Origin of the sequence: Pseudoalteromonas sp. Angola-7 (assembly GCF_028599255.1) — a bacterium.
Taxonomy (GTDB): domain Bacteria; phylum Pseudomonadota; class Gammaproteobacteria; order Enterobacterales; family Alteromonadaceae; genus Pseudoalteromonas; species Pseudoalteromonas atlantica.
Window position 1 is genome coordinate 76223 of sequence record NZ_JAQREL010000011.1, and the last position, 12455, is coordinate 88677.

Genomic DNA, 12455 nt, shown 5'->3' on the forward strand with positions numbered 1-12455 from the left:
AAACCTTAATAGATGAAGGTTAGTAAAAAGTCCATTTAATGGGCGCAATGATACAAACACCTCTACAGCATTGTCAACATATATGGAACTTAATTAAAACTAAAGCAGCAAGAAAACAAACTAGAATAAAAACTCTAAAAAACCTTCAATTGCATTAATTGCAACAGCCTAAATAACAATCCCCTTTTTTGGAACAATCAAATATTGAAATTACAATTAATATGTTGATCGAAATTATAAAAATAGGTATGTTTACCCACTAATTTTACTGAGCAGGGATTGCATAGCAGTGGCTAAAACACGTTTTTTCTTAGAGGTTAATAACAAAACCCTTAATGTGACGCGCTTAAACGGTCATGAAAATGTGAATTTAGGCTTTCAATATAATATAACTGCAGAATCCCCCTCACCTGTAGTAACCAACTCCCTTTTAGCAAATGCTACCGTTATATTTAGTGATAAAAATAATAGTTACCGAGAGCAGACAGGTATAATTACAGCTGTAACCAATTTAGGTGTATTTAATAATAAACACCGATACAAAATACATATTCAAGACCGATTATCTACCTTAAAAAACACCTCAAACAGCAAAGTTTTTATTACTGTAAACGTGCAAGATGTATTAAATTACTTAGCACAAAAAGCAGGTTATTCATCAGGACAAATTGTTTTTAGGACAAGCTCCGCATTACCGCATTTAAAGCAATGTGTGCAAGCAATGGAAAGTGACTGGGCCTTTTTTAATAGATTAATGTCTCAGCATGGTCTTTTTTACTGGATTGAAAGCGAATCTAGCACCGAAACACTTGTTATAAGTGACAGCAACCTCAACAGCCCCTATTTAAGTACAGGTGTATTAGAGGTTAAAGCAAACGCAGGGATGAACGCCCAATACTGGGGTAGCTTTGTTGGCTTTATGCACAGCGAAGTAACACAAACCTTATATAATAATGCAGCGCAAAGTAATGCCCATGGGCAATTTCAAAAAGTAGCCAGTAACAGTCAATCTTTTTTCGAGCCTGCTGCAAACTCAAACGCCGAAGCATCAGCGCAAACGCAAAACTTTAGTAATGCATTAGCCACACACAATAAATTAGTTACGCTCACGGGTAACGTACCTGATGTATTTGCTGGGTGCTCTATTTCGCTTGACGATAATATGGGATTTGCAAGCGGTGACTTGCTATGTATTGCAATTGAACACACGCTCAATCAAGCAAATGATGAAAGCAGCCACGAAGGTGAAACACACTACCACTGCGTAGCGCAATTTATAGAGCGCGGTACACCTTTTAAGCCAATGCCTGAGTCGCACACCCCAAAGCCCATGGTATTTCCAGCAACCGTAGAATCCCTTACAAGTAATGCATTTGTAGATGAACACGGCCAATACCGTATTCGTAACGAGTTTGATAAAACAGCTAGACCACTAATTCAATCAAGCCCAGCACTAAAAAAGCTAGCACTATATGCTTGTGAAAACCAACCTCAAGCCACTGGCTGGCATTTCCCACTGGTCGGTGGCTCTGAGGTACTTATTGGGTGTATTAATAACGACCCAAACAACACATTTATAATGGGTTTTGCACTAAACGCCGACCAGCCAAGCGTAGTTACAGCCGCTAACCCAACACATAATCGCTTATTAAGCGCAGCGCAAAATGAACTCATGTTCGATGACGACAAAGATGTACCCAAAGTCATCTTACAAACGCTCGCAAGTGAGCACTATATTGAATTAAATGCTAAAAAATCAGGTCGCCAGTTTATTCAATGGATAAGCCAACTCGGTACTATTAATTTACACGCTGGGCGCGACCTGTGCCTTGAAACCGAGCAAGCAAATGTTCAGTTTGTTATTAAAAACAATCAATTTATTGATGTTAAAAATACCGTATCGCAAACCACTAATAACAACCATGTAAATTATCAAAGCGGTGGCAGCCAAACCTTCAGTGGTAAAAATACAACCCTTAAGAGTGAGAAAGAAATATCACTTTTCACCGGGCGTGCACTAAAAGTAAATGCCCAAAGCGACATACTTCTTAAAACTGATAATAGCGATTTAAAGCTTAATGTGCCTACTGGCTCTACGTTTTTACAAACTAACAATAATATAAACATAACGGGCTCTGGCAATGGCGATTTAATTATTCACAACGTGGGCGGCGAAATAAAGCTCGACAGCCAAGGTAATGTTGATATTACCGCCACTAACGTGCTCACACTCGATGGCACATTTATAACCTTTGATGGGCCGGTTGATTACGACATAACCAGCCCAAAAACCGCGCGGGCACCAAGCAATGCAAGCCCTGCGAGTATAGCAAGCATCACAGATTTTGATATTTCAGAGTCTGGAATAGCTACCGCTCAAGATAAAGTTATCGAACTCAGTTATTTTTATGATGATGGCTTACCTGTAGAGGATATTAGCTATGTCATTGACCATGCTAAGGGGGGGGAGTATAAAGGACAATTATTATCGGGAGTTGCTACTATTCAAAGTGTACCGACTGGAAACTACTCCGTAACCTACCAAGGTACGACTGATGATGAGCTAGACAAGCTTCGCGCTGATTTACGTACTAACCTTAACGCTATGGTAAAAGAAATTCGTGCCCAAGCTAAAGTACAAGAAGCGTTGATTGACCAAGAAAATATAGCAATGCAAGGACTAATTTATACCGGTGCATTTATGACTGGTTTATATGAGCAAGGCTCGAGCATTGTATCTGGTGTTGGCGACTTTTTAGAGTGGTCCGGCGATAGCATTTTTGACTTTGGGGCTGCTTGTTTGCGTATACTTGAGTATCTTGCTCGCGGAGATGTTGAGGCACTTAGGCATGAGTGCGAACAAATACTCGAAAGTGCTGACAATACATTTGATGCCATCGCCGATGGATTTAAAACTTTAGTTATGATTGCACAAGATGAAGAAGCCAGAGCGCTACTGGCCAGTTTCCCTTATGATTATTTTGACGCACACTCCAGTGTTGAAAAAGTGCGTTTAGTGGGTAAGCTCGCCTTGGAAATTTTATTAGCACTGGTCACATTTGGTGCCGGTGCCATTGTATCTGCAGTGTCTAAATCTCGTTATTTTGTCAAAGCAGCGCAAGCAATACAAAAGCTCACTGAAGCTATTAAGCTAAAGCGCTTGAATCATACGCGCATAGGTAATACAGAGCAGCAGCACACTGATCGTATTGAAAAAGTAGATGATGACTTAACACCCGGAGCAAAGCGCCGTCGGCCTGAGCCTCAATCATTAAAAGAGGCAATGCTAAGGTTAGAAGTAGCAAGAGAGAACTTACTAAAATATGGCTATGTGGCTAAATATAGCGATGATGAATTAATTGCTTTAGCAAATAGTGGAAGTGTAATTAACGAACGCTTCCATGTTCGTTTTATGGAGTCATCATATTTAGAGTATCAAGGCAAACCTGGCATGTTGGGCGCACCATTTCAAGGTGAGTCAGGATTTGGCGCAAAATATTGGTCTACCACATTTGACCAATTAGAAAGTGCAGACTCCGATCCAGAAATTATCAGTAAAGTACTTGGGCTTGATTATAACCCCAAAAACGATTACTCACTGGTTATTATAGATACACAACAAGCACACGCACTAGCAGATACCAAAAGTATTGTACCCACTTATGGAAATCTCAATAAATTTGCACGAGAAGAGTTATCAGAAAAATTCACGCCCGAGCAACTAGATACGCTACTTACCCCTAAATTTCAAGCTAAGTACAATGAATTGTACAGTGAAGCACTCAATTCTGGCGTTATGGAAGCTGAATGGGATACGGAAGGGGCATTAAAATACTTCTCAAATTTAGAATTAACCCAAAATGAGATTGATCTAATAAAAAAGCGGCTTGAAATGCAAAGGGTTCTCGGCAACAACCAACACTTTCTAGGCAACGGTTTAACAAAAAGTTTATTAGAAGGAACAGAATATGGTGCTGTTGAAACGTTTAACTTTGAGAGAAAGTTGATTAATTTAGAACAATTTGGTGACTCCTTAAATATCACGCCAGTAATTAAACCACTTAACCTCGGTATGTAATAATGACGACACAATTTTTACCCCAACTGAAAGAAATTAAAGCCCCCGAAATCCCACCGAAAGGGATAAAGCATTTAACTACCATTGAAGATTCATTAAACTACCCTGGGCGATATCACTCTTTTTACAATCAAAACGGGTACTTATCAATCGTCCTTCATTGGATTATTTCACCAAAAAATCAGCCTCCTTTTCTAGCAACGAGGCAATTTGATGCACCATTATCAATTTTGCCTTGGTTTGTTAATAAATTTGAGTTTTTTACCAAAATGCCTCACGAAGGTGGGTTGCCCCACGGCAAGATTAGCACTGACGACCTAGTGGAAGGTGAAGATATTGGCCTTACTCGCTTAATGGGTCGGCTAAATAAACGAGGCGATCAAGGCTATGAGCTTTCAAACTATTCTCGAAAAGATTTTGATGGGTCGGGCTATCAATCACTAACAGTTTCAGATAGTTACTTTTTCCAAGGTGGATTCTTTGATACGTGGAAAGAGCTTGCCAAGAAATACGAAAATGGCACTTTATAAACTTTATCGCTAAGGACTGCACATGCAACCAGATATTAAACACATCCCGCAACACCTAGGTCAATATCTTTATCAACAAATAAAAGAGCCATGGCATGAAGCTCAGCTTATTTTAGGTTGCGATAATAACAAGGAACTTGAATGCAAGGCCCTCTTTATAAAACTAGATGACGGAAAAGAGCATTCAATTGCTGTATCTGAAAATATAACAGCGTTGTTTAAAACGTTATTTGACCACGCCATTAAAAATGAAGTGGAAAATTGGCAGCGCGCTATTTTTACTATCACTCGACAAGGTCAGTTTAACTTAAACTTTGAGCGCGATAATAATGATGAAGAAGTAATCGCCGCTGTTCCAACACGTTAAGTATTAATTTAACCCGCTCTTTAACAACACGGGTGTTGGCTAGGCGCTAAAGCCTTAAAAATTTAGCGCCCTAGCCTTTGGCTGTATTTCAAATCGGGTCCCTCATTTACTTCTCATTCTTTTCTCTTTGTGCAAAAAATATTTTAAATGAATTATTCACAAAGAGGTTTAGAGGTGCTGCGCTTAAAGAGTAAATGCACTATTGGGTGTCTAGCAGACGATGGTAAGTCCAAATTAATAACGTTAATCAGATAACAGTATTGCTTATAGAACAAGAGAGTCTAACTCAGGTAAGTTATAGTATGTATGGTTTAGTATTTGCGTAGTAAAGTGATAAGGCTTAAGTAAACGATATGGCGTCTATTAAAAACTACGCAGTAAATGAGGCGAAATAATCATTATTATACTCATTCTATAAGTCAATTTTTTACTGAACATAATTTTGTTGATAATTTAATAACATTATTGAACCTTAGATGGATACATATTAAACTAAGGCTAATTTGTTTAATAACAAACGAAAGTCAAGGAAGACGAGTTTAGCTAACCCATCTTATATGCACTCCTTCTAGATTTTTCGTGACAAATACACACTAAAATTGAAAGGCTTTACGGAGTACCTATGAAAAAAATAAGCGCACTTGCAGCAATAATGATATTAACTGGGTGTTCGACCACTTCAAGCAATAATGAAGTACAGCAGCCTGTTGAAGACAATACAGCTTTAACTGAAGCAGCGGAAGCGATTGCTCCTATTTCACTTACGGTAATAACCAATCCTGCGGACGCTCGAGTGCGCATTATGAACATTGCACCAGTATACCAAGATGCGATCGAGCTCAAAGAAGGCAAGTACGATGTAGAAGTAAGTAAACCGGGCTTCCTTACTTATCGTAAATGGGTTGTTGTAGATAAAAAAACTATCTTAACTGTTGAGCTAGATAAAATGGAACCAAGTCAGTCAGCTCAGTAGATCCCCCCTCATTTTGTTTAATGTAGTACCTAAACAAGACCAATTTGTTTAGGTACTTTATTCAACCTATAAAATAAAACTTACTGAGTCCACAGAATTAATTTTAATTTTTCTAATTAACGCTGAGAATACATTACCTGCGCTTTTGCTACTTCGAAATTAGGCACCGCGTATAAACTGTATAATACTGGCCAGTATCTTTTATCGGTATATCGTAAGTTTCAGCCTCTTCACTGAGGTCGCATTCAAAGTGATTTAGCATATCAGAAAGTAGCGCTTGCTCTTGCGTGAACTGTATTGAAGTATCCCAAAGTATTGAATCTTCATCTTTTTTATTTCCAATATAAATACTCTGTAGCAAAGAGCTATTAAAAAACATATTTGTAGGATTAGAGCTGCGTATAGTTTTACTTTTAAAGTAAAAATCTCCATTACTATCGCTTATTACTTCATCTGTGTAGGTATCACCATAAATGAGTTCTCTGGTAATTTTAACACCCGCCTGCGGCTCTCCATTTTTTACTAGCCGGCCTTTTATTTGCAGTGATAGTGTTACATCTTGTTTGTTAAAAAAGCCAAACATATCTGCGCATCCTTGTATCGGAAATAGTAAAAATAAAATAAGCGTTAAAGTGACACCTGCTAACCTTGAACTAGTCATAAAAGTCCTTTTTGTGTTTATATTTTTAGCCTACCAGAAAAAATATCGACAGTATGCTCGCTACATTTAAAATAATACATAGCCATAACACCACTATAAAACGACGTTTTTGCGATTTATGCCTAAGCCATTGCTGTGCAATGAGTGCGCCGGGCCAACCGCCTAGTAACGACAGTAACTGAAGCATGCGCTCGGGTGTGCGGTTTACTTTTTTATGCGCTGATTGTTTAGCTTGTCGTTTATCCCATGCGTACATTATAAAAGTAAAAAAGCTTAAACCTGTAAAGTAGCTTGGTATATAAATGCTCATATTATAAAGCCAATGAGCTTGCCATACTGCGACCAAAAAAAGCAGTGAGAAGGTGATTAATGTTTTCTTTATCAATTCATGATCGCCTATACTAAAAAGAGTTAAACCAAAATAATAAGAGCCAAATTATGACATACTTTAAAGCCCTATTTTTAGTATTATGCTTATACGCCTTTAATAGCTACGCCGCTGATACCCCAAGTAACCTTGATAAAGAACTCGCTGTATTTAAACCTTATTTAGGTACATGGCAGGCCGATTTTGACGTACCTAAAGGTGCAAAACCTGTACAAGATGTTGGCCTCTGGGAGCGCGCATTAAATGGTAAAGCTATACATACCAAGCACTCTATTAATGAAGGCGAATATGGTGGGGAATCAATGATTTTTTACGACAGTAAAAAAGAGTCATTGGTGTTTTACTATTTTACTACCGCAGGTTTTTACACAAAAGGCACCATGAAAGTGCTCAGCCCTACCCAATTTGTAGCGTATGAAGAGGTAACAGGCAGTAAAGAAGGTATTACTAAAGTGCGCTCGATCAGCGAGCTAAAAAACGATACGTTTGTAGTTTCAACTTCTTATTTAAAAAAGGGTGAGTGGACTAAGCCCGAGCAGCGTACTTATACACGCAGCACTAAAGCCGTTAAATTTAAATAATGGCCATTCGCTTAAAACACAAAAAGGCAGCCTAAGCTGCCTTTGTTATTTATAAAACCGCTATTATTTAGCAAACTTTTTAAATGGTTCGTCAACTGGTGTATCAGCAAGGTGGTTAGTGTAGTTGCTCATTACTTTTTGCGATAAGCCTACAACAATTTCTAGTAGTTGCTGTTTACCGTAACCTGCTGCAAAAAACTTTTCAATTTGCTCATCGCTAATTACGCCGCGATCGCGTGTCATTGCAAGTGTGGTTTCACGTAGTGTTTCAAGTTTTGCATCTGCAAGTGGTGTTTTGTTTACTAGAGCATCAACAATATCTTGGTCTACATTCATTGAAGCGGCAATTGCGCTGTGTGCTGGTACACAGTAATGACACTCGTGCTCAACATTAATTGTTTGCCATACCACAGTTAGCTCTTCTGCGTTAAACGAGGTGTTTTGAAATAACTCATGCAGTACTTGGTAACCTTTAAGTAGCGTAGGCGCTTCTGCCATTACGGCATGAAGGTTAGGTAACATGCCAAATGCTGCTACTGAATCAGCCATAAGCGATTTTGACTCTTCTGGTGCGTTGTCTTGGGTATATAACGTAAATTCTGCCATGTTCTGCTCCAATAAATTAATGTGTTTGAGTAACCTGGTGTCAGGTTAAGTAACTTCGAGACACATACTATTTGATTTTGAGCGACTGTTCAAGTTAAAATTGAGCATACGTTCAAAATAGTTGAGAATAAAATGGCAAACAAAGTTAAATTTGAGCGCGATAATGTAATTCGCGTTGCAAGCCAATTGTTTTGGGAAAAGGGGTTTAACGCCACCTCAACCCGCGATTTACAAGAAGCCATTAACATGCGCCCAGGCAGTATATATGCGGCGTTTGGCTCTAAAGAAGGCCTATACAGCGAGTCTTTAAAAGACTACACAGTACAAATGAAAAGCCAAATTGATGGGTTTTTAGCAAGTTCTGACTCTGTTTTAGGTGGTTTGCGTGCGTTTGTAGAAAACGTAATTATTAAAACCAAAGACTGTAGCCCAAGTGCTATTTGTATGTTGGTAAAAGCAAACAGCGAATTTGCAGAAAAAGACGCCTCGTTATACGAGCTAAGCCTAGATCTATCAGCAAAGTTTGAAGCCTACTTAACCACCTTGTTTGCTCAAGCCATTAAAAATAATGAGCTAAGCAGCAACCTTACCGCGCTTGAATACGCGCAGTTTTTTCAGGTGCAATTTACTGGGCTGCGTGGCTATTTTAACCGCCCAGGGGTTGAGCAATTAGCGCAGCCGATGATCAACCAAATGTTTGCCTTGATCAAAAAGCTATAACGTTTCGTTTTACTAACTTCTAAAAAGTCTCAACTAAAAAAAGCGGCTAATTCGTGTGAATTAGCCGCTTTTTATATTTGCAAGGGTTGAGCTTTACTTACGTTTTAAGTTTATTTAGCTCGCTATCTTGCTGCGCTACCAGTGCATTAAGCGCTTCACTACTATCGCCAGCTTGGGTAGATAAATCAGCAAGTTGCGATGCCGCATCAGAAATTAGCGTAAGGTTACGGTTTATCTCTTCGGTTACTAAACTTTGCTCTTCGGCTGCGGTGGCAATGTGGGTAATTTGATTAGTAATTTCATCTACTTTTACTACCACACTGTGCAGCGCGTCAAACGCCACTGAGGTTTCGTCTACTGCGCTTTGCGCGCGTACTACGCCTTTTTCAATTACGGTTGATGCATTACCTACTTCTAACAATAAGCTATCTATAAGTTGGCTAATATCATCGGTAGATGAGCGTGTTTTAGACGCCAGTGCACGTACTTCATCGGCAACTACGGCAAAGCCTCTGCCGTGCTCGCCAGCGCGTGCTGCCTCAATGGCGGCATTAAGTGCAAGTAAGTTGGTTTGCTCTGAAATGGTTCTTATCACATCTAAAATTTGCGTAATATCTTTACTACGCGAAGCCACTTTTTCAACCGCTTGGTTGGCTTCTTTTATTTCTTCAGACATGGTTTTCACTTGGCTCATAGCCGATGACAAGCTCGACTCACTGCTAACCACTAAACCATTTATTTCATCCGCTTGTTGAGCAGATTGCTCAGAGGCTCTGGCAACTTCAAGTGCGGTGGCGCTCATTTCGTTCATAGCGGTCACTACACTTTCAATTTCTTGAAACTGCGATTGCACATTATGTTTTGTATCAATAGCAATATGTTGTGCTATTTCGCCTTGCTGTTTTGTTTGCGATGACACATCTTTAAGCTCTGCAATTAAGCCACGTAGCTTAGCTAAAAAGGCATTAAAACCACCCGCAAGCGCAATCAGCTCTGCGTGGGTATCTACATGGAGCGTATGAGTTAAGTCACCTTCTGAGCTGGCAAGGTTATCTACACGTTGTTGAATTTGCTCAAGGGGTGCAACCACAGTGCCCACTACCACTTTCATAATAATAAAAGCAATTAAAGCAATAACAGCACCGGTTATTAAAATAACAACACCGAGCTGATTGGCCGAGTCGCTCATGTTTTTAGCTAAGGCATTGGGCCCCTCTAGCGCTAAATTACTTGGCACTTCAATAAGTAGGCTCCACTGAGTGTTAGCCAGCTTAATGTTAATTGGGTAGTTAACTAAATACTCGCTAGGTGTTTTAAAAAGGCCATGTTGCCCTTTAAATTTAACCAGCTCACTGTAAGTATTGCTACTAACCGCCTCTTTAAATGGGCGGCCTAATTTAGATTTATAATGACTGCTGCCTACAATTAAACCTATATCACTTAAAAGTGTTACTTTTGCTTGGCCGTTATAAAGTTCGCTCGAAAGCTTTTCGGTTAAGCCCTGAAACGTAGGGAGCGTTAAATCAACGCCTGCTAAACCAATAAAGCGGCCCGATTTAGTAATAGGTACGGTTAAAGAGGTAAGCATAACCGAATCGCCAGAAGGTATTTCGTAAAGGTAAGGTTCCATAATACAGGGCTTGAGTGTATCTTTTGCGCATAAATACCAATGCGCTTCACGAATACCAAATTCGTTTAACGAGGTCAGGTATTTATCGGCAGCGTTAGCTACTTTTTGCTGCTCAATAATGCCGTTTTGGTCACGCGTTATATATACTTCTAACGTGCCATCGCCATTAACTGAGTGTTTATATCCTTGCTTAAATTGCGCGTCTTGCCCATCAAAGGCATTGGCTTCAAACTGCGAATAAATTGACGATAAAAACCGATTTTTTTCGAGTATAGAGCGGTTAATGCTCACTACCGTGTCGCGGTTTAATGTTTGAGTATTAGCCGCATCACCAAGTAATGCAGCTAATGAGTTTGGAATTCGGTAAGCTTCGTTGATAAATCCGGCAATTTTTTCGCCGTAAGCAGCCGCGTTTGCGTTAAGCTTTTGCTCAACTTCGGCCACGATATAATCTTCAGATTCTTTAGCGAGCGCCTCGCTGTTTGATGACATTTGCCACCATAAAACCCCAGAAAGTACTAATACTGTTAAAAATGTACTCCCTACAGTTATCCATAATAACTTTTTTGCTAACGTGAGTTCTCGCACTTAAATTACCTTTTGTTAAAACACCCCTACAGTTTAATATACAAACTGCATCAAGCCATCAATAACATAAAATAATTTAAGTTTTTTGAACAATTAGGCCTAACGCTTGGCCAAAATAGCAGTGGTTATCGTGGCACCTATGAGTAAAGCAAGGCTCACCCACAAACACGCTACAAAGCCATAAACCTGAAACACCCACCCCGAAAGCACTGTGCCCAGTAAACGCCCCATGGCATTGGCCATATAATAAAAGCCAACATCAAGCGATACACCATCGCTTTTAGCAAAGCTGACAATTAAGTAACTATGCACAGATGAATTAACGGCAAATACACCGCCAAAAATAAGCAAACCTATAATTAGCGTGGCATGCACGGCCACATCAAGTTGCATAAAAAGAGCTAATAGTGCTGTTACACCACTTAGCAGCAACACCCATAAATAGGCATGTTTAACGGTATCAACGTTTGAGTTACTGGTGCCGGTAATACGCGGCGCTTGCGATTGCACACCACCGTAGCCAATTACCCAAAGTGCCATAAAGCCACTTACCCACCAAAAGTTCCAGTTAAACTGCTGGGCTAAATAAATAGGTAAAGCCACTACAAACCATACATCACGCGCGGCAAACAAGCATAATCGTGCTGCACTTAATAAATTTATTGCACGGGATTTAGAAAATAGCTCTTTAAACTTAGGCTTATTTTTAGCCTTGCCCATGTCGCCTTTTAAAAATACAACGCTAATAATCCACGCAATAGTAAGTAGTATAATTAGGGCTTTTAAAGCACCTACAAAACCCAGTACAGTAAGGAGTAAACCACCTAAAAAGAAGCCGACCCCTTTTAACGCATTTTTTGAGCCCGTTAAAATAGCCACCCATTTATAGAGCTGGCCTTGGCCGCTTTCTCCCTCGGGCACTAAGTTTTTAATGGCGCTTTTGGCGCTCATTTTATTTAAATCTTTTGCTATGCCGCTAAGCGCTTGCGCCGCCATAACATAAGCCACAGTGAGCCATTCACTTGGCGCACATAACATGGCAAGCGCCATTATTTGCAGCGCCAAGCCAAAGTTCATGGTTTTATTAAGGCCTAAATGAGCCCCTAGCCAACCGCCGACTAAATTGGTGATCACACCAAAAATTTCGTAAAACAAAAACAGCATGGCAATGGCCAGCGCACCATACCCTAACTGATGAAAATGCAGCACCACCAGCATACGTAGTGCGCCATCGGTTAAGGTAAATGCCCAGTAATTACCGGTAATTATTAAATACTGTTTTATTGCTGTAGGTAAATTAGCGAGTTGCTCAAACATGGTTAACGCCCTTAAA

At 39.7% G+C, this 12455-nt stretch carries 11 protein-coding genes; 6 read left to right on the forward strand and 5 right to left on the reverse strand.

Annotated features, from left to right (window positions below; genetic code table 11):
- Positions 1 to 289 precede the first annotated feature (289 nt).
- The 4 genes from PSH50_RS14585 to PSH50_RS14600 all read left to right on the forward strand — a co-directional run bounded on the left by PSH50_RS14585 (position 290) and on the right by PSH50_RS14600 (position 5948).
- Positions 290 to 4078: a type VI secretion system Vgr family protein gene (locus PSH50_RS14585; protein ID WP_273586916.1), complete on the forward strand. Its 3789-nt coding sequence runs from the start codon at positions 290 to 292 to the stop codon at positions 4076 to 4078.
- A gap of 2 nt (positions 4079 to 4080) precedes the next feature.
- On the forward strand, positions 4081 to 4608 hold the full coding sequence (locus tag PSH50_RS14590) for a hypothetical protein (RefSeq protein WP_273586915.1): 528 nt from the start codon (positions 4081 to 4083) through the stop codon (positions 4606 to 4608).
- 22 nt (positions 4609 to 4630) lie between these two features.
- On the forward strand, positions 4631 to 4975 hold the full coding sequence (locus PSH50_RS14595; protein ID WP_273586914.1) for a DUF600 domain-containing protein: 345 nt from the start codon (positions 4631 to 4633) through the stop codon (positions 4973 to 4975).
- 622 nt (positions 4976 to 5597) lie between these two features.
- Positions 5598 to 5948, forward strand: coding sequence for a PEGA domain-containing protein (locus PSH50_RS14600; RefSeq protein ID WP_273586913.1), 351 nt, complete (start codon positions 5598 to 5600; stop codon positions 5946 to 5948).
- A 148-nt stretch (positions 5949 to 6096) separates the two neighbouring features.
- Here PSH50_RS14600 and PSH50_RS14605 read toward each other — a convergent pair whose 3' ends face one another.
- Positions 6097 to 6609 (reverse strand): DUF6795 domain-containing protein, encoded by a 513-nt coding sequence (locus tag PSH50_RS14605; RefSeq protein WP_273586911.1) that lies wholly within the window; start codon positions 6607 to 6609, stop codon positions 6097 to 6099.
- Positions 6610 to 6634: 25 nt separating this feature from the next.
- Positions 6635 to 6994 (reverse strand): DUF1294 domain-containing protein, encoded by a 360-nt coding sequence (locus PSH50_RS14610; protein WP_273586910.1) that lies wholly within the window; start codon positions 6992 to 6994, stop codon positions 6635 to 6637.
- 53 nt (positions 6995 to 7047) lie between these two features.
- Here PSH50_RS14610 and PSH50_RS14615 point away from each other — a divergent pair, with 53 nt between their 5' ends.
- Entirely contained in the window at positions 7048 to 7578 is a 531-nt protein-coding gene (locus PSH50_RS14615) for a hypothetical protein (RefSeq protein WP_064387144.1), read from the forward strand.
- 63 nt (positions 7579 to 7641) lie between these two features.
- On the opposite strand, the gene PSH50_RS14620 is transcribed toward PSH50_RS14615, so the two are convergent.
- Positions 7642 to 8184: a carboxymuconolactone decarboxylase family protein gene (locus PSH50_RS14620; protein WP_024032892.1), complete on the reverse strand. Its 543-nt coding sequence runs from the start codon at positions 8182 to 8184 to the stop codon at positions 7642 to 7644.
- A gap of 132 nt (positions 8185 to 8316) precedes the next feature.
- On the opposite strand from PSH50_RS14620, the gene PSH50_RS14625 reads away from it, so the two are divergent.
- Positions 8317 to 8904: a TetR/AcrR family transcriptional regulator gene (locus PSH50_RS14625; RefSeq protein ID WP_024032893.1), complete on the forward strand. Its 588-nt coding sequence runs from the start codon at positions 8317 to 8319 to the stop codon at positions 8902 to 8904.
- Between the two features lie 97 nt (positions 8905 to 9001).
- Here the strand turns inward: PSH50_RS14625 and PSH50_RS14630 are convergent, their stop codons facing one another.
- Together PSH50_RS14630 and arsJ are read right to left on the reverse strand one after the other, a co-directional pair.
- Positions 9002 to 11122: a methyl-accepting chemotaxis protein gene (locus PSH50_RS14630; RefSeq protein ID WP_121638297.1), complete on the reverse strand. Its 2121-nt coding sequence runs from the start codon at positions 11120 to 11122 to the stop codon at positions 9002 to 9004.
- A 99-nt stretch (positions 11123 to 11221) separates the two neighbouring features.
- A complete protein-coding gene (gene arsJ, locus PSH50_RS14635) occupies positions 11222 to 12439 on the reverse strand; it encodes an organoarsenical effux MFS transporter ArsJ (protein ID WP_273586909.1) in 1218 nt (405 codons plus the stop codon).
- Between the last annotated feature and the right edge of the window lie 16 nt (positions 12440 to 12455).